The 18515-nt window shown below is 52.2% G+C and carries 16 protein-coding genes; 6 read left to right on the plus strand and 10 right to left on the minus strand.

Annotated features, from left to right (window positions below):
• Position 1: 1 nt before the first annotated feature.
• Both H6G13_RS04125 and H6G13_RS04130 read right to left on the minus strand, forming a co-directional pair.
• A complete protein-coding gene (locus tag H6G13_RS04125) occupies positions 2 to 730 on the minus strand; it encodes a hypothetical protein (RefSeq protein ID WP_190481914.1) in 729 nt (242 codons plus the stop codon).
• A 2-nt stretch (positions 731 to 732) separates the two neighbouring features.
• Complete coding sequence (locus H6G13_RS04130; protein ID WP_190481915.1) at positions 733 to 2439, minus strand: VWA domain-containing protein; 1707 nt, start codon at positions 2437 to 2439, stop codon at positions 733 to 735.
• Between the two features lie 305 nt (positions 2440 to 2744).
• Here H6G13_RS04130 and H6G13_RS04135 point away from each other — a divergent pair, with 305 nt between their 5' ends.
• Entirely contained in the window at positions 2745 to 3347 is a 603-nt protein-coding gene (locus H6G13_RS04135) for a hypothetical protein (protein WP_190481916.1), read from the plus strand.
• Position 3348: 1 nt separating this feature from the next.
• Here H6G13_RS04135 and H6G13_RS04140 read toward each other — a convergent pair whose 3' ends face one another.
• The gene (locus H6G13_RS04140) at positions 3349 to 4806 is read right to left on the minus strand and encodes a glycoside hydrolase family 1 protein (protein WP_190481917.1); all 1458 of its coding nucleotides are present in this window, start codon (positions 4804 to 4806) and stop codon (positions 3349 to 3351) included.
• Between the two features lie 235 nt (positions 4807 to 5041).
• The gene (locus H6G13_RS04145) at positions 5042 to 5815 is read right to left on the minus strand and encodes an SDR family NAD(P)-dependent oxidoreductase (protein WP_199305728.1); all 774 of its coding nucleotides are present in this window, start codon (positions 5813 to 5815) and stop codon (positions 5042 to 5044) included.
• Between the two features lie 158 nt (positions 5816 to 5973).
• Here H6G13_RS04145 and H6G13_RS04150 point away from each other — a divergent pair, with 158 nt between their 5' ends.
• The 3 genes from H6G13_RS04150 to H6G13_RS04160 are packed head-to-tail and all read left to right on the plus strand — an operon-like array spanning position 5974 to position 7310.
• Positions 5974 to 6318 carry a MerR family transcriptional regulator gene (locus tag H6G13_RS04150; protein WP_190481918.1) on the plus strand — a complete coding sequence of 115 codons (345 nt, stop codon included), beginning with the start codon at positions 5974 to 5976 and terminating at the stop codon, positions 6316 to 6318.
• Between the two features lie 38 nt (positions 6319 to 6356).
• Positions 6357 to 6827 (plus strand): GFA family protein, encoded by a 471-nt coding sequence (locus tag H6G13_RS04155; protein WP_190481919.1) that lies wholly within the window; start codon positions 6357 to 6359, stop codon positions 6825 to 6827.
• 54 nt (positions 6828 to 6881) lie between these two features.
• Positions 6882 to 7310, plus strand: coding sequence for a GNAT family N-acetyltransferase (locus H6G13_RS04160; RefSeq protein ID WP_190481920.1), 429 nt, complete (start codon positions 6882 to 6884; stop codon positions 7308 to 7310).
• A gap of 59 nt (positions 7311 to 7369) precedes the next feature.
• Here H6G13_RS04160 and H6G13_RS04165 read toward each other — a convergent pair whose 3' ends face one another.
• Positions 7370 to 9637 carry an FdhF/YdeP family oxidoreductase gene (locus H6G13_RS04165; RefSeq protein ID WP_242028142.1) on the minus strand — a complete coding sequence of 756 codons (2268 nt, stop codon included), beginning with the start codon at positions 9635 to 9637 and terminating at the stop codon, positions 7370 to 7372.
• 397 nt (positions 9638 to 10034) lie between these two features.
• On the opposite strand from H6G13_RS04165, the gene H6G13_RS04170 reads away from it, so the two are divergent.
• Together H6G13_RS04170 and H6G13_RS04175 are read left to right on the plus strand one after the other, a co-directional pair.
• Positions 10035 to 11228 carry a glucosyl-3-phosphoglycerate synthase gene (locus H6G13_RS04170; protein WP_190481921.1) on the plus strand — a complete coding sequence of 398 codons (1194 nt, stop codon included), beginning with the start codon at positions 10035 to 10037 and terminating at the stop codon, positions 11226 to 11228.
• 20 nt (positions 11229 to 11248) lie between these two features.
• Positions 11249 to 11815 (plus strand): DUF981 domain-containing protein, encoded by a 567-nt coding sequence (locus H6G13_RS04175; protein WP_190481922.1) that lies wholly within the window; start codon positions 11249 to 11251, stop codon positions 11813 to 11815.
• 69 nt (positions 11816 to 11884) lie between these two features.
• Here H6G13_RS04175 and H6G13_RS04180 read toward each other — a convergent pair whose 3' ends face one another.
• The 5 genes from H6G13_RS04180 to H6G13_RS04200 form a co-directional block, all read right to left on the minus strand.
• Positions 11885 to 12850: a class I SAM-dependent methyltransferase gene (locus H6G13_RS04180; protein WP_190481923.1), complete on the minus strand. Its 966-nt coding sequence runs from the start codon at positions 12848 to 12850 to the stop codon at positions 11885 to 11887.
• Positions 12851 to 13081: 231 nt separating this feature from the next.
• Positions 13082 to 13492, minus strand: coding sequence for a hypothetical protein (locus tag H6G13_RS04185; RefSeq protein ID WP_190481924.1), 411 nt, complete (start codon positions 13490 to 13492; stop codon positions 13082 to 13084).
• 405 nt (positions 13493 to 13897) lie between these two features.
• Complete coding sequence (locus tag H6G13_RS04190) at positions 13898 to 14599, minus strand: EAL domain-containing protein (RefSeq protein WP_199305729.1); 702 nt, start codon at positions 14597 to 14599, stop codon at positions 13898 to 13900.
• A 661-nt stretch (positions 14600 to 15260) separates the two neighbouring features.
• Positions 15261 to 17237 carry a molecular chaperone HtpG gene (gene htpG / locus H6G13_RS04195; protein ID WP_190481926.1) on the minus strand — a complete coding sequence of 659 codons (1977 nt, stop codon included), beginning with the start codon at positions 17235 to 17237 and terminating at the stop codon, positions 15261 to 15263.
• 157 nt (positions 17238 to 17394) lie between these two features.
• Entirely contained in the window at positions 17395 to 18510 is a 1116-nt protein-coding gene (locus H6G13_RS04200) for a glycosyltransferase family 4 protein (RefSeq protein WP_190481927.1), read from the minus strand.
• Positions 18511 to 18515 lie beyond the last annotated feature (5 nt).

The following is an 18515-nucleotide window of genomic DNA, read 5'->3' on the forward strand; positions in this document are numbered from 1 at the left end:
GTTACCCTTCAGCAATCAGCACCTCCATATTCTCCTGCATCCCGTTGAACTCAGTGCTGAGGCTGCGCACTTCGTCAGCTGCCAGGGAACTGCTCAAATCGGCGGTGCGTAATTTGTTCTGAAGCTGCTGCAAAACGCCTGCGGCATCGAGAATTAAGGTTGATAGGCTGACAACTTGAGCCTCACGAGCATCTTCCCCCTGCTGGGCGAGCTGCCGGTTGCGCTGCAAACTGGCAATTAGGGTATCCCACTGTTGGCGGGCCACGCCACTGCTGTTTTGCCGCTGCCGCTCGGCCTCGATCAGCTGCTTTTCTAGATCGGTGACCGACAGCAGTGAATCTTTGCCCTGCAGCCGCTGGGCCAATTGGTCGATTTTGGCAGGCAGTTCGCGGCTGCGATCGCAAGCATACTGCACTACTCCTAACAGCTCTATCTGATGAGCCTCGGTCAGCAGCCGTTGGGCCTCGGCCTGCAGCGCAGTGGCCTGCTGGGTGAGGTTCAAAGCCTGTTGCCGAGTTTTTTGCAGCTCCTGCTCCAGACGCGGGTTTTCCAATACAGGGGAGGAGTCGGGCTCGCGAGATTTAAGGGCAGTAGCTCCGAGGGTTGCGATCGCGGCCGCAGCAGGCAGCATCACCCCGCTGGGCAAACTCGCCAGACGCACCCCCAAAAACAGCGTCAAACCGCCCGCCAAAACCGCTAAAGGATACTGCAGAGGATTAGCCAGCTTCATGGTTAAAACTCCAGCTGCAGATCCGACATCAAGCGAGCAATTGTGGCCGGATCGCCCTTGGAATAGTAGCCGCCATTGAGCTGAGCAATCTGCTGCAAAGCTTCTGGGTCAAAGTCACCTTCTTCTCCATAGCCCACCGTAAAAAAGGCAATCCGCTCATCACTGGAGAACCCACTCTGCTGCAGCTCCTGGCCCAGCTGTTCCAGAGAAATGCCTGACTCCGAATCTTCCCCATCAGTCAGCACCAACACTGCATTGATGGCGTCGTCCCGACGGTTCTGCCGCAGCCAATTACGAGCATAGAGACTGGCATCATACAGGCGAGTGCCGCCTTCGACCTGTAGGCTATTGATAAACTGCAATCCCCGCTGCTGCCCCTCAGGCGTACTGTCTGCCAAAACCGGAGACCGAATACTGGAATCGAAATCAATTAACGCCACCTTGTCCTTAGGCCCTAAGCTCGTAATGTAACTCTGCAGAGTGCTCTGCACTGCAGGCATCTTGTTGCCCTCCATAGAGCCAGAGGAATCGACCACAATCACCACTAGCGACGGCTTTTTAGCAGTCTCCTCCCAACTGGTCAGTATGGCCTCCACGACCTGGGGTTGCGGGGGGCGGTAGGAGTCGTAGCTAGCCTGAGGATTGACGCCAAACTCCGGGCTAAATTTGGCCCCCAGAGGCACTCCCGGCACCCCTGGACGCAGCCCCAATTCAGCGGCGATCTGCTGAACTGCTGGAGTCTGTAGATAGGCCAGGATGGCCTCTGCAGCCTCCTTCTCCTCAGCGCTAACCCAGGGAGCATTGGGCAAAATACCTCGCATATTGGAGGTAAACGTGGCCTTGGGGTACACCGCTACATACTTGGGCTGATCAGGTTGGCGCTGGCTGTTAGCCTCAATCACTGAAGACTCATAAACAGAACCAATGGAAGCCCAGAAAGGCCCGTTTTCGAGCATAGACTGAGCCAGAGACCCGGTAGAAACACCGTACCGGGTAATTTTGCTTTGAATGCTTTGAATGCCTGACTGGTAACTCTGGATGTCTTCAGGGGTCAAATCCTCTGGCCGCTTGCCCGATACAGAAGCGTACTGAGCCACTAGGGTTTGCAGCCCCGAGTTGGAGCGAGTAGGCGCAGTGTGAACGTAGTAAATATTTTGCGCCGGGCTAGCAGCATCGAGATCCTGATGAGTTTGAGCGGTGGTTAACGCTCGATACAGATCGTCTACCTGCTGTAGCCCAGGGGCCAAATTTTCCTGCGTCATAAAAACCATTGGGCTATTGGCCAGCAGTGGAGCGTCGGCAATCGGCGGAATGTAGTTTTGTCCCGGAAAGACCTGCTCCATCTGATAGATCAGCTGACTGTGATAGATTTCCCCATCCACCGAAATCAGGGTGGGAAACTCGGGTGCCTCGGCTGCTAGGGTGCCCGACTTGAGCTGCTGTGCCAGCGTCACCACCTGATTGACGACATCACCACTGCCTGCGGCTTCGCAAGACAGATAAAAGGCTTCGCCGCTGCTGAGTTTAGGGTCTTGCTGATTAAATTGCTCTGCTGCCTGATCGCAAAAGTGGCCTAGGGCGCTGCCAACTAGCAGCTTAACTTCCAGTCCCTGGCGGTTTTCACTGCTGCTAAGCCCATTGTTACAGCCAACTAGCAGCAGCACTAATCCTGCCGACAATGCTCGAATTCTGCCATTTGCATTGGACATATGGATTGTCTGTCGAGAGTTTATGGGAGTGAGCTATCTACAAGCTACTCATCGAAGATTAACGATTCCGTAAAGCTAGGGTGATTCACTAAAAGCAAAAATTTCTGCGAAAACTCGATAAAAACCTGAAAATCAGCTCAAGGTCCTGCCATTTGTAGTTTAAACATCTATCCAAAGAGAGATGGCGTTTTAGTATGAACACAAGTTTTCACCTATAGTGATTTTGTCTATTCCGTATATTTTGTGAGTAAAGCTATTTGGCTACGGGGAACTCTTGGAAGCACTCCACTGCTTTTGATACGCTGATGAAAATAATTTTGACGGTCACAGCCATAGGACTGGTGACTGTGATGGGGGTAGCGGGGGCTGCAACCGCAGCGACGGCCCAACCCAGTGCCGGTTCTCGTTGTGACGATGTCAATTTTATAGAGACTAGCAGTAGCGAGTGTATTGACCTAACTCGACTTACCAGCACCCTTGAAATTGAACTCAGCACTCAGTTTTATACTGCCCTGGGTCGATTGAGTATTCCTGTTTTGCACAAAGACTGTGAGTCTGACAAAACCTTGGGATATTACGACCTCTCTAGCAATGAGATGGTCTTGTGCATGAACAATCTTCAGGACGACCATGTCGAGATTGAAGCAACCTTGATTCATGAGTCTTGGCACGTAGTTCAAGACTGTGAGGATGGGCTAGATAATGCCAGCTACCGACCGATGTCTCTGCGGCATGGAGATTCTGCCAATCTGGATCTCATGGCCTCCAGCCTACAGCGGGCCGACCTGAGAACCATTGAAAACCATTACAACCCAGAGGATCGACCCCACGAAATCGAGGCTCGCTACATGGAGCATCACCCAGATCTAGTGCTGCAGGCCCTAAACGCCTGTGCCATTCGGCAGTAAGTTACGATTCAGCCGTCTTTTCCTGAGACAGGTAAAGGCTTTCGCCGTGGGTTTGGATGACCTCTTGGTACCACCAGTAGCTTTGCTTGGGGTGGCGGGCTAAGTTGCGATCGCGAGCCACATACACAAAGCCATACTGCTTCTGATACCCGTTGAGCCAGCTCAGCAAGTCGATGAAAGACCAGGCGAAGTAGCCAAAGAGGGGAATGCCCTCTGCAATCGCTTTTTTACACCAGATCAGGTGCTTTTGAATGTAGTCGATGCGGGACTGATCTAGGACTTCGCCAGTGGGTGCGATCGCATCCTTGCTGCCCAACCCATTTTCCGTAATCACCAGCGGAATATTGCCGTAGCGGGCCCGAATTCGCTTCATGCCCTCGTACAGCCCTTCTGGATAAACCGCCCAATCCCAGTCTGTGTACTCAATGTCCGGATTTCGCACCTTTTTGAACAAGTCCGGAATGCCGCTTTCGGGCTGGCTGCCTTTTTGACCCGAGGTGTTGATCGTGGCAGAACCCACGCCATCAGGAGGATTGTAGGCCAGAAAAGTGCTCTGATAATAGTTGATGCCGATAAAATCGTTGACTGTGTTCTTAAGCAGATCCAGATCACCTGGGAGAACGGTTGGCGTATGGCCCTTTCGCTGGTAGTAGTCCCAAATTAGCGGCGGATATTCACCCTTTAAGACCGGGTCGTAGAACCAGTGAAAATCCATCCCCTCATAGTATTCGCAGGCTCGGACATCCTCTGGTGTAACGCTGATGGGAAATCCTGGTAGCAGCACATGGGCGATGCCGATTTTGCCGTCTAGAATCTTGCCCTGTGCAACCAGCTGACGATATTCCGCTACGGCCTCAGCGTGGGCTAAATTGACGATGTGACTAACCTCAATAGCCCTACCTTCATCTCGAACCCCAGGCGGGTGCAGTCCATCCCGGTAGCCCAGCATGATGAAGTTGATCACTTCATTCAGCGTGATCCAGTATTTAACCCGGTCCCCAAATTGCTCGAAGCAGGTTTTGGCATATTGGGCAAAGGCTGAAACTATCAGCTCCCGATTTTCCCAGCCGCCTTGATCCTGCAATGCCTGGGGCAAGTCCCAGTGATAAAGCGTGACAAAGGGCACGATGTCATAGCACAGCAGCTCATCAATCAGCTGACTGTAGAACTGAATTCCTGCGGGGTTCGGTTTGCCCACGCCTCCGGGGAAAATACGAGCCCAAGCGATGGAAAACCGGTAGGATTTAAGCCCCAGTTCGGACATCAACCGCACGTCTTCCCGGAAGCGATTGTAGTGGTCAGCAGCGACATCACCGTTAGTGCCCTGGTAGGTGGTGCCAGGCAGGTGGGAGTAGACGTCCCAGATTGAGAGTCCTTTGCCGTCTTGCTGATAGGCCCCTTCTACCTGGTAGGCAGCGGTAGATGAGCCCCACAAAAAGTCCTCCGGAAAGCCTGCCATGTGTCTGCTCCTGGATGGGTGACCATTAGTGGCAGCCTACCGTGTTGGCATATTTTTGGTATCGGCCTCCAGAGAGCCGAAAAGTTCTCTCAACACCTGCCTGCATCCCTACCCTGGCTATAGCAATTTCAAATCAGCTGTGCGGGGTGCAAGGGTAGAACCTCTGGTTGGGGGCACAGCTCCCACACCCCCATACTTACAAATAGTTTGCTAACGCTATATGAGGACAGAGAACTTATTTTTTCGGCAGCAGCCCCAAATTTCTGCCAATGGCTCTGTCTAACCAGCGATGTGGCATTGCCAAAGGTAAAACCCAGTTGAAAAGGGGATTGGGAACGAACGCATAACGGGTTTTTGGAGCTTTCAGCTCAAATACCTGCCTGATAAACTCCCCAACTTGGTCTGGAGAATATCCTGCCTTACCAAGACCCGTCATATACCGCTGAAATGCCTGTAGGGGTTTTGCATATTCTGTCGCGGCATACTGGCTCATATCTTGAGCTGAGTCCTTATCCCAAATGGGCGTATTGACTGCTCCAGGTGCGACGATAACAACATCAATGCCATGCAGCTGCAGTTCCCGGCGCAGGCTATGAGATATTCCTTCAATTGCGTGTTTGCTGCCCGCATACGCACCGATAAAGGGGGCTGCAATCTTTCCCCCAACAGAGCTTATGTTGATAATTCTGCCCGGTTTCGTCGCTGGGGACTGTCCAGCCTTTAATAAGGGTAAAAATGCCTGTATTACGGCAATTGGAGCAATCACGTTCACCTCAAACTGCCAACGAATCTCATCGATCGACTGGTAGACAAGTGGCCCACTAGTCGCAATCCCGGCATTGTTAACTATTCCGGCTAATCCGTCGGGTCCAACGATTGATGCGACCTGTCGAGATGCGTTTTGCAGCGATTTTGTGTCGGTCACATCAAATAGCAGCGGCGTCACATTAGGCCCAATTTTGTCTGTGAGCCGCCTCGCATCTTCTTCTTTGCGAACACTTCCAAACACCCGCTAGCCACAGTTGGCAAACGCCCTCACGGCGCTATACCCGATGCCAGAAGATGCTCCAGTCACCAAAATTGCCCTCACAGTAACTCCTCCTACCTTGTGAACTGCAGTTACCTCACCGTAAACTATGGACTATACTCCAAGGTCAAGGGATTGCCATGCTGATTGGAGAACTCGCTAAGAAATCGGGGCTACCGACCGATACTATCCGCTTCTATGAGAAGAGAGGCTTGATTGATTCTGAGCTAATCGAACGTAGAAGCAACAACTATAGAGATTACTCGGAGGTCAGCCTAGAAAGGTTGGTGTTGATACAGCGCGCCAAACGGCTAGGATTCACGCTGACCGAGATTCAGGACTGGATTAAAGCTTTTGAAAATGATCAGCTTACGCTTGATCAAAAGCAAAGAATTTTGGGTCAAAAGCTTGAGGAGGTTGAGGAACGAATTCAAGAACTAAAGAGGATGAAGAGCTATCTCTCAGAAAAAATAGCTCGCTTATAGAAGTGAGCCCTCTTCAATCACTATAGGAAACATAAAAGATGGCTACTCCTTACACCGGAGGCTGCCAGTGCGGGCAGATTCGATACGAGATTCGAGCCGAACCCCTCACGCTGTATGCCTGTCATTGCAAGGAATGTCAAAAGCAATCCTCTAGCGCCTTTGGCATGTCGATGTCCGTTCCTCGTGCCGCAGTTGTCATCCTTCAGGGACAGCCAAAGGAATGGAAGCGAGTCTCTGACAGCGGGCGGGAAGTAAGCTGCTTATTCTGTCCGGAATGCGGTACAAGACTATTTCACAATCCTGCTCGAAATTCTGAAATCAGCAACGTTAAGCCCGGAACACTAGATGATACGAGTTGGCTCAAGCCCGCTGGCAATTTGTGGACTCGAAGTGCTCAAAAATGGATCATTTTAGATGAAAAATTGCTCAACTACGAAGCTCAACCCAGCGACTTTTCTCCGCTGCTTGAGCGGTTTCGGATCGAGTGTATTAAGAACAATTCTACTTGATTTGAATCTACACCAATCGAGATGCACAGCTGAACTCTGTAGGATTAATCTGAATTGGCTAACGTAGTATATAAAACAGATCTAAATCACGTTGACTGGGTGCAGGTGAAAGCAATACTGCATCAGGACGATTTTGATAACGGACGTAGCCCTGAACAGCTCAAGGCATCGTTTGAGAATAGCTATGCTACCTGCCTTGCCTATGCCGAGGAGCAAATCGTCGGGACTGCTCGGGCGTTATCTGACGGTGTTTGTAATGCATATATTGTTGATGTGTGGACGCTTAGCTCCTTTCGCCAGCAAGGAATCGCGAAGACGATGATGCAGATCCTTATAAGCAAATTACAGGGGCAGCACGTTTATTTATTCACAGATGATGCAGTTGACTTTTACAAGAAGCTCGGTTTCGTCGAACAGCCTGTTGGTTTAAGCCAAGTGGTCGGTAATTGGCTGGTCAATGATGAAACCAGCTTAGTCAGCTGAGGTTTTCGCTTCCAGCAGCTATTGCCCTTTGTCCAATCTACGAACTGACTACAAACTAACTACTCAGCGCTGAAGATCAGAACCGGGACGCGCTTATAGGCGGGTGTTCCTGAACGGGTTTCGATATGCGCTTTCATCAACACGTTGGCTTCGGGGTAAAACATCAATGCTGAGCCGGGCCGAACCTCGCCGCAGATAATTTCAATCTGGTTGAGCTGCCCGGCATCGCCTCGCACTGAAACACGCTGGTGCTCAACAAATCCGGCTTGGGCAACATCTTGCGGGTGCATCAGAATGCAGTGGCGGTGGGGCATACCCCGATAGCGATCGCCCTCTTTATAAACCACTGTATTGTGCTGAGAGTAGCTGCGCCCGGTCATCAGCGCCAGCACCAAGCCCTGAACGGGTTCGGCTAGGCCAAAGTCTTGGGGCTGAGGCAGAGTCAGGGTTGGCAAAGGGGTGATGTGCATTTGGGCTTTGCCAGAGGGGGTCGGGAACTGGGGTTGGGTGAAGATGCGACCCGCGATGGTGAACTCTTCCTCAGTCTCGTCGATTTGACCGATTTTCTCGTAGCCGGGAATGGTTTGGGCAATGAGTTGGCGGACGTAGCGGGTATCTTGCAGCCTGCGCCAGTCAACTGGGGTATCGCCATGAAGACGATGGGCCAGATCGGTTAGAAACTCGACTTCCGAAATCAGGTCGGCTCCTTTGAGATGCGTTTTGCCCTCGTCGTTGAGTCGCACGAAGTTGTTGCCCGACTCGGTAGTAGTTTTATGGGGGTTTTCGAAGCGGTTGAAGACGGGGACGATGATTGTGTTTTGTCGGCCTAGACCGTGGAAGTGGCCTAAGTTGGGCTTGGTGGACAGGTAGATAACGGTGTCGATTTGGCCTAGAGCACGCTTGGCTTGGGTGAGATCGGGGTTGGCAGCATACAGGTTGCCGCCTAGGCAGAGCAGGGTATCTACCTGGCCGCTGTCGGCAGCTTCGATCAGGGCACGGGCATCGTAACCAGGTTCGCGCTTGAGGGATCGGCCCAAAAGCTTTTCTAGCGCCTGACGAATTTCTTCTTTAAGGTGCGCGGTCACGCCCATTGAACCGAAGCCCTGCACGTTGGAATGGCCTCGAATGGGCATCAGACCCGCGCCTGGTTTGCCGACATTACCGGTGAGCAGGGCCGTATTGGCAATGCTGAAGATGGTATCGACGCTATTGGCCTGCTGGGTAACGCCCATTGCCCAGGCAAAAACGACCCGCTGAGATTGACTGATTAGGGTGGCGGCGGCTTCGATCTCCTCCTGGGATAAGCCGCAGGTGTTGACCAGGGTTGACCAGGGGGTTGTTTGAGCCTGTGCGATCGCATCCCTCCATCCTTCTGCATGCGCCTCGACAAAATCAGTTTTGACTAGGCCCCGCTCAAGTAGAGACTTTTGAATGCCGACAAACAGCGCCACATCGCTGCCCGGAATCGGCTGCAGAAACAGAGAGGAAATGTCTGATCCTTGCAGTAGTGAGGTCAGTGGAAAAGCGGGAGAGCCGAACTTGACTAGCCCCACCTCCCGCACCGGGTTCACCACAATCACCCTGCCGCCGCGATCGCGTAGCTTGATCAGCTCATTCATTAACCGGGGGTGATTGGCCGGGGCATTCGACCCCACCAGTACTACACAGTCGGCCTGGTGTAGCCCTTCCAGACTCACCATTGACGTACTGATGCCAAAGACAGCCTTAAGGCCTACGGTAGACGGGGCATGGCAGAGGTCGGAGCAATCGGCCAGGTTATTGGAGCCTAGCGATCGCATCATCAGCTGCAGCAAATAAGCCGCTTCGTTGGAAGAGCGCCCGGAACTGTAGGAGGCCACGCGCTCGGGGGAGTGGCGGAAAGCGGGGGTTGCGATCGCAAAAATCTCCTCCCAACTAATTCGCTCGTAGTGAGTACTGCCAGAGCGCAAAATCACCGGAAAACTTAGCCGCCCCAGCCGATCAGCTTCTAGAGACGTGAGTTGCTGCAGTTCTGCCAAGCTGTGCTGGTCAAAAAAGTGAGGCTGCACTGGGGGCTGCAGTTCGGCCGAAATCGCCTCCACACTCTTCGCGCAGCGCTGCAGCGGTTCGCCCACTTCATTTACAAAGCCGCCCTTTTGGCCGCCTGTGCCCCAAGCGCAGGAGAGGCAGGCGCTTTTGTGAGTCAGAGTTTGCCAGAGCTTAGGGCCTTCGGCAGAGAGAGTGTGCTCAGCCCAATATTGAATAATGGGCAGACCGCCACCCATCTTGGGCTTACCAGAAGCGGGCGAGATGCCTGATTGAGGCTGCTTGGCGTCGGAAGAAGTCATGGCAAATTCTCAGGGCGAGGGGTCGGTAGCGGTGAAGCGGCAGCTGTATACCGTACCTTAATTTGCCTAGGCCAGGCTGTGTATTGACTTGCATTAAAAATGTGCAAAGTCGTGCAGAATTTTGCCAGTCCCAGCAGCATTCTCTGCTGGCAAAAACCAGGCAAGTTCCAGCTTTTAACCTTGACTCAATCTGGCAAGTTCAGTAGCCTTGGAGGCTGAAGCAGGTCTCTCGCTGCTTGTCTTTTTGGGGAATCTAGTTAGCTTGACTCAGCGCTGTTGACCGCTGCGTAGCTAGGCCAATGGCTGCCGCAGCTTGAAGCTGTTTTGTAGAACGCAGTCAATCAGACCAAGACCGCCTAAACTACACACGTTTAGGGATTTCTACTCAGCATGCACTATGCCTGACTTTCACCTTAACTATGTTCCGACCTTCACCCTGCTCTCTAACGAAGCCCACGAGACGATGGAGCAGAGGCTTTCTCGGGCCTCACAGCGCATTCCTATTGGGGTCATTGTTCCGGCGCTCTTCAGTGATCTTGCCAGCCCCGCAATGGCAAATATCATTCAAGAACTCAAAGACATGGAGTTTATCCAGCGGGTCTACATCAGCCTCGATCGGGCCAGCTTTGAGGAGTTTCAAAAAGCTCAGTCAATCGTTGCACCGCTAGAGGAAAAAGCCTGTCTGCTTTGGAATGACAATTCCAGAGTGCAGGCCGTGATGCAGAAGATCGATGACGTAATTCCGCTAGGGCCTCGGGGCAAAGGGCGGGCAGTCTGGACCGCTTTAGGCTACGTTTTGACCAAGGAAGAAGTTGCAGTGCTGGCATTTCACGATGCCGATATCTTGACCTACAACCGCAGCTTCATGGTGCGGTTGCTGTACGCGGTTGTGCAGCTTCGCTATCAGTTTGCTAAGGGCTTTTACGCCCGCTATGGCGATCGCCTCTACGGCCGGGTTTTGCGCTTGTTCTACTTTCCCCTAGTGCGCGCGCTCCGCGAGATCTTGGGCCATATAGATTTTTTGGAATACATGGCCGACTTTCGCTATCCCCTATCTGGGGAATTTGCCACCTTTACCAGCCTTGCCCGGGAAATGCAGTTTCCCTCTGATTGGGGCATTGAGGTAGGCATTCTTTCTGAGATTTATCGGTTGGTGAGAGTGCCTCGCATTTGCCAGGTGGAGCTGGTTCATCGCTATGACCACAAGCATCAGCAGGTGGGCGCAGATGCCAATGCTGGTCTCAAAAAAATGGCTGCCGACATTGCCCGCACCTTCTTTGCCCAGCTCTCTGCTCAAGGTATTGTCCTGAGCAATGAGTTTTTCCGCAGCTTAAAGCTCACCTACCTCACCAATGCCCGCAATGCGATTGGGGTCTATGAAGCCATTGCCGAAATGCACGACCTCAACCAGTATGACCTGCACGTAGAGATCTCTGCCGTCGAAGCCTTTGCCCAAGCGCTCGATCAGGCGCTCAACGACTTTCACCAATATCCCTTTGGTTCACCCCTAATTCCAGACTGGCGGCGGGTAGAAGTTGCCATTGATGGCATTATGGACGAACTCACGGACGCGCTAGATAACCCGCTATAAACGGAGACAGTCTTACCCCTATGTTTGTCAACTACATCGCACTCATGCTGATTAACATGGTTGCCGGGCTGGTCATGCTGGCAACCTTCGTCTATCAGGGCTTTGACAGCAACCCCAAGCGGTGGGTACCAGGATTTGGGATGACAGGTGCGATCGCACTAATCACCGGCCTGCACATGGTGTTGACCTGGCCCGTCAGAGGCAGCTTCAACATTGCCTTTGGCGAAACGACCGTACTGTTTGGCATTCTCTTTCTCGCCACTGCTGTTGCTCTAGCGATGAGCTGGGGTCTCTTGAGCGTGGCCATCTATGCCTTTTTTGTCGGCCTGACCTCGATTTTGATCGGGCTGCGCCTCATCACTCTAGATCTAACCCGTCGCCCACTGATTTCTGGCTTGGGCTTCGTTTTGACAGGGCTGGGCGGGGTACTGGCAGCGCCCACCCTGCTCTACCTCAAGGACAATCGCCCCTGGCGGCTGCTGGGAACCGCCGTACTGCTAATTGCTGCCCTGATCTGGGCCTTTACTGGATACATGGCCTATTGGGGCCACATGGAGCAGTTTCAAGACTGGCAGCCTATGCCTTAGGGCCAGTGGGGCGCAGGAGTCTGCGCCCCTACCAGAGATTGCCTACAGCTCAAATTTAGGAACTAGGTACTAGCTCTGAGCCTGCGGTTTTCGGGCCACGATGGTGCGGTGGCGTGGATCGCTGGGCACCGATACTACCTGCTCAAAGCCAACAACCGCTAGTGCCCCTTCTAGATCGAAGGTATAGTACTCATCGGTCCAGGGTTCGGTGCTTTTCATTAGAGTGAAGAGCACAGGCGGCAGGTTTTGGATGATAGGGGATTTGGGATTGTTATCGACAATTGCGATCGCACCCCCCGGTCGCAGCAGCCTCAAAGCCTCCCTAAAAATTGCCCCAGCCGCGTCACGGGGCAGCTCGTGAACGACAAACTGAAGTGTGACCAGATCAAAAGAGGCATCGGGCAGCCCTGTCTTCTCGGCCTGAGCGTGAAGCCAGTTCGCCACCTCTCCTGCCGTGTCCCGCGTTTTGGCCACTGCCAGCATATAAGGCGAGAGATCCAGTCCCACCGTTCGCACCGGCTCAGCCTGAGCTTGGCTGTAGTAGCGATGCAGCGCCAGCGTCGAAATACCTACTGAGCAGCCCATGTCGAGAATGTCGCGCACTGGCCCCACGCCAGAATTTGCTAATACCTCGTGAAAGCTGCTCCGCAATCGGTCTTGAGCGGCTTGCCAAGTCAGGGGTTCCTGGGGCCAGACTCGCAGGCCCATTGAATAAGTCGCCGGTTCTACCTCAAAGGCTGCCTGCCAGCAGAGATTGCCCTCGTTATATGCGTGAAACGGCACCTGGTAATAGGCCGGGTAGGTAACTGCCAAGTTGGTCACCTCTGCCAGCCGTTCCTTGGCTCCAGACGACTCTAGTTCCTCAGCCATCTGACGCCAAGCGATTCCTTTGTTCTCTGCCGTTTTGATCAGCACCTGCCGGGCCTGCCGCTTCATCAAGGCATAGAGGGGCCGGGTTTGAATTAGTCGGTTTACCAAGCGAGAGAGCAGATCTTCACCTGCCCAGTCGGGTTTAGCCTTGATTGCGGTGGTCATGGGCCTATCATCAGTTTTCTTGCAAAGCCTATTGTAGGCCGCAGTTGACCTGATAAAGCCATTGCCACATTTTATGTAGCAGAGGTGAGAAAACCTATCCAGACTCAGCATTTGACTGATTAGCTTTGTTCTAAGCTTTCTAATCAAAACTATCTTCCGAAAAAAAGGAATGTTGAAGGAGCCAATCGCCCCTCCAACATTCCTTAAATTCAGTAAATGTAGTTACACCCGTTAGCGATTTCTTAGCTCTTCTACAATTTCGTTTTCTTCAGTAATCTCCTCAAGATTGAGTTTGTTCTTAATCGTTTCACCTACCGAGTCTCCGGACTCCTTTTTCATATCACTTTTGGTTTCAGCGGCAGCAGAGACTTCGCTTTGCCACTCACGGCGCTGTTCTCGCATTTCATCAAGCCTTGATTCAGAGACAGTCGGCTCTTGATTTTTGAGTTCTGCTTGAGAAGCAAAACGAGAAGATGCAGCCAGGGCTACCAGCACGTTAGAAGCGGATTCCGTTCTTGGAGGAGTAGAATTTGCTAGCGCTGCCGTTTGAGAAAAGCCAAACAGTACTATTACACCCATGAGCAGCACAGCAAGACGTTTAGCAGTGGCTTTTAACGAGAAAAAAAACTTATGAATCGTCATGATTCCTATCCTTTCAAAAACAGAAATAAATTGTGGAAAGCGTTACTGAGCTCTGAGACTTTTCTCTCACAAAAAAATTGCATCTTGTATCTTGAGAAAACTAATGAATTAGTTCTCAAGGTTGAGCTCGCAATTTCTTCAACTTCAGTAGAGTAAGCAAAAATACAAATTCTAACGTCTCCCCCCGGATAGAAACGCTCCAAGAGGATTGGACTGGACGTATCAGTAGCAAGCGTAGGGTGAGTTATGCCGCATAACAGGGGATAGCGCCTCCTCCCAGCAACCTAATATCACCAATCTTAAGCATTAATCAACGTCAGCTAACGCCAACTGGGGGCTGAGCCTGCAGTACATAGGCAGGTAACCACTCTGTTGTTAGGCAACATTACTCACTGCTGTTAAACCTTAAACAAACACAGGGCACTTCAAAGGTGGCGGCATAGCCGCGAAAGATTCAAAAGCAGGCCGAGCAAAGTAAAACCCCTGAAACAACTCAACCCCCAAGTCCTGCAAAAACCTAAACTCCTCGTAGGTTTCAATGCCCTCGGCAATGGGCTCAATTTCCAGCTCCTGGCAAACTCGCAAAATTGCCTTCACAATGGTCTGCCTAGTTCTATCTTGATCAATGCCTCGAACCAAGGCCATATCGAGCTTAATTAGATCGGTTTGAATGTCCGCCAGTAAGTTTAGCCCAGAGTAGCCCGCGCCAAAATCATCAATAGCCGTTCGGAAACCTCGCCTCTTGTATTCCCGAATAATCTCCTTCAGATGGGCCGGATCGACCACTCGCTCATTTTCGGTAATTTCAAAAATGATGCGATCAACCGGAAAATTATAGGATTTAGCTGCTGCCAGCGTCGTCTGAATGCAATTTTCAGGCCGATACACGGCATTCGGCATAAAGTTGATGCTGATAGACGACTGAATACCAAACCTCGCTGCAAGCTGAACGGCCCGAATTCGACAGGCCTGATCAAATCGATAGCGATTAGCCGGACTGATCCGGCTCAAAATTTGCTGAGCCGACTCGTTGTTAATACCGCGAACGAGAGCTTCGTAGGCAAAGATTTTCCAAGAAGTAGTATTCACAATTGGTTGAAACGCCATTGTGAACCTGAAATCAAGTCCTCTACCCGACGTACAGTCAGCGCAGGAAAACGAGGGGTTATCCTGATGAGCCATTAAGCGCATTCCCCTTTTGAAAAGGATAAGAATTGAGAGCTGCCAGCGTTTTGTAAAAAGGAATCGCTGCTAACAGGCTTAAACTTATAGCTTCTAATCATCAAGAATTTCTCCAAAAGTCCAGCTAGGCAACCAACTTGATGCCGCCCTAGAAGAACCTATTTATGCAGAAACATCCTGATGATAAACCTTTGAAAAGCCGCAAAATATAGAAAAACATCCAGAATGCTTTCGTTTGAAGAGCGATTCTTGTAGTGGATGTCTATGGGGAATATTTATGTGGTTTACGAATTTTAATCTAGCAAAGATTTGGCGATCGAAGCAAAGACCAGTCGGTAGATATTGATGTGCTTTAATTTTCAATACCTCAGCCTGTCCGGACATCCTCCCATGGGAGGATTTGAAAACTAAAGCCCTTTGCATGAATTACGGCTTGAATTAGAGGAATCCTAACTTGGACACATTATCTTGCCACTGGGGGGAGGATTCCTTTCTAAGGATTGATACAAACAAAATCAGGCCAGCCAGGATGAGCCTGGCGGCCTGAGCATTAGATTGCAATAGTTAATTAGGTGGGTAGAGTGTCTTATCGCTCCGTTAGGCGAGTTAACAGCTTATTTGACCGCTCCACAAAAGTTTTCATGCCATCGGCATCGAACCCTTTTTGAGCCATCAGCGCTAGGTCATACACCTGGTTACAGATCAGGCTGGCCATCTCGCCCGCTGGAGAAGTGCTGCCGTCGGCCTGCACAATGGTGCTCTGGCTGAGGTTGAGCAGATTTTGGATCAATGGGTGGGCGGTGTTGACCAGCAGCACGTGGTCTTCGGGAAACTCCATATTCTTCTGCTGCATCAGGGCCATCATTTCCTGCATGCGGCGAGTAGCTTCAGGTAAGAGCACCATTGCAGGGGGAGCTGCCTCGGCATCATCGGCCTTGAGAGCCTGGGGCTTGACGTTGAGGCGGGGCTTGTTCAGCGCCTTCTCAAAGAGCTCTTTAACCTGGTCGTCACGGGTTTTGTTAGTAGCCGGATCGACAATTTCACTCTGCTTGTCCTTGTCTAGCAGCGTGTCATCTAGATCGGCGTCTACCCGTGAGAACTTGACATCGGGGTAGTCTCGTTCTAGGGAGGGAATAAAGTGGGTATCAATAAATGAGTCCATAAACAGAACTTCGATGCCCTGGTTTTTGTGCAGGCCGATGTAGGTTGCCTGAGTGACTTCGTCGGTAGCGTAGAAGATGCGGTTTTCGTGCTTCTCTTTGTTGCGCTCCAGGTAGTCTGCCAGGTTGGTGTAGTAGAAGCCGTTGGCGTCGGTGGCGGGCTGGTCGGAAGAAACTTCAGCCCAGGCATCGCCCTCTTCACTCTGCACTTCTACTTTGGCGGCAGCGTCCCCGAGCTTGGCTGTGGTGCGGAAAATCAAAATGTCTTTGGTTTGCTCTTTGAACTTATCGTCGTTCAAAGAACCAAACTTGACGAAGTTGCCCAGGTCTTGCCAGCTCTCGATGTACTTGGCGAGGTTGTCGCGGTGGAGCTGCTTGAGGTTGTCTCCCACTTTTCGGGCGATGTAGTCGGCAATTTTGCGAACGGTGCGATCGGCCTGCAAAAAGCTGCGCGACACGTTCAGCGGGATGTCGGTGCTGTCGATTACGCCGCGTAGGGGCAATAGGAAGCGGGGTACCACTTCTTCGCAGTTGTCGGTGACAAAGACCTGATTGGAGTAGAGCTTAATGCTGCTCTTGGTGACGTCAATGTCGGGCTTGAGCTTGGGGAAAAAGAGGATGCCGTTGACGACAAATGGGTAGTCGGTATTGAGGTGAATCCACAGCAGCGGATCTTCCTGATAGGGATAGAGGTAGCGGTAAAACTCTAAATAGTCTTCGTCTGTGAGGCTATTGGGGGACTTTTTCCAGGGGGCTTCGTGCTTGTTGACCACCTCGCCGTCTAGCTTGATCGGGACGGGCATGAAGTCGCAGTAGGTGGTGATCAGCTGCTTGATTCGGTGAGATTCTAAGTACTCCTTTTCCTCCTCCATCAGGGTCAGGGTGATGGTGGTGCCGACGGTGGTGCGGTCGGAGGCAGAGATCTGGAACTCGGTTGAGCCATCGCAAGACCAGTGAACGGCTTCGGCTCCTTCTTGATAGGAGAGGGTATCGATTTCTACCCGTGAAGACACCATGAAGGAAGAATAGAAGCCCAAGCCGAAATGGCCGATGATGCTCTCATCGGAAATGTTTTTGTACTTGGTGACAAACTCTTCGGCGCTGGAAAAGGCCACCTGATTAATATACTTTTTGACCTCATCGGCAGTCATGCCGATGCCAGTGTCGGAAATGCTGAGGGTTTGTTTTTCTTTATCAAGCTTGATTTCGATCTCTGGGGGGCTAACCTCGCCAGAATATTCGCCGGAGCGGGCTACCATCGACAGCTTATTGATCGCGTCTACGGCGTTGGAAACCAGCTCTCGCAGGAAGATCTCGTGGTCTGAATAAAGCCACTTCTTGATAATGGGAAAAATATTCTCGGTATGGATCGAAATGTTGCCCTGTTCCAAGATCGTGGTCATGGCTGCTTTCTATCGCTTCTAAGGGTGACAATAAAGTGGGTGGCAATAAAGACTATCCTAACGGGCTATTTTGGGTGCGATCGCACCTCTCTCACAAGCCGCATATTCTCCCCTGGTCGGTTCGGTTTCCCTCACTAGGGTTTCGGCGTGGTTGAGCTTAGTTGTGAGTAGCCGCCTTGACTAAGGAAGATTCCACCCCATCAAGTGTACGCACCAGGCTAAACTGGCTAACCGCGTAGTCACGGCAGCGCTGGCCCAAGCCTGGGTCGTGGTGCCGCCACTGGGCCAGCTGTTGAATGCGCTGGGCTAGCGCTGCGGCGTTACCCGCCTCAACCAAATTCTCGGCCAGCGGCCCCGTCAACACCTCGGGAATGCCACCGATCCGGCTGCCAATTACTGGAATGCCGCAAGCCATCGCCTCAATTAGGCTGCGGCCAAAGGGTTCGGGCCATTCGCTGGGCAGCACCATCAAATCGCTGGCCCCATAGACCTGTTGGGGCTGGGAGACATGGCCCAGGAAGGTCACCTGCTGTTCTAGCCCCAAATCGCGCACTAGAGTTTTGAGCACTGTCAGGTAGTCAGGACGGCGGGATTTTCCGGCAATGGCCAGATGAACCGTTGGAGCTATTCGCTGAACGGCTCGCAGTAGCGTTTCTAGGCCCTTAGTGGGGTCTAGGCGTCCGACGTAGCAGACTAGGGGTTTGTCGGGCGGGAGGTTGAGGTGCGATCGCATTTCCGCCACCTCCCCCGCAGGCATAAACCGTTCAGAGTCAATGCCGTTGTACACCACATCAATCTGCTCGGCGGCAAAGCCCCGCTTCACCCATTCCTCTCGGGTCTGCTGTGAAACCGCAATCAGGCGGCGAGCCCTCTTCATGCCCAAAGACCACTGCCAACCCAGAGCTGGCGGCGGCGGCAGGCGCAGATGACAAACAAACGGCACTCCCTTGAGCTGGGAAAGCACCAGACCGGCAAAACTGTCGTGGTATTGATTGCTGTAAACCAGGCCCGGCGGTTCCACTGCAACCCGTCGTAGGTCATTGACTAGCTGCCAGCTTGAGGTCAGCGGCTGCCGCATCTCAATCCGGTACTGGCGTAGGAGCATCGCACTGTGGCAAAAGGTTTGATACTCTGCCAGCAGGTCGCCCGGACTGCGATACAGCAGCGTTAGACGGTGGCCCCGCTGGGCTAACCCGCGGCACACGTCGAGCAGGCTCAGTTCTTGCCCCCCTCGCTGGGTAGAGGGCTCATTCTCCAAAACGATGATATGCATGGGCC

Source organism: Pseudanabaena sp. FACHB-2040 (genome assembly GCF_014696715.1).
Taxonomy (GTDB): domain Bacteria; phylum Cyanobacteriota; class Cyanobacteriia; order Phormidesmidales; family Phormidesmidaceae; genus JACVSF01.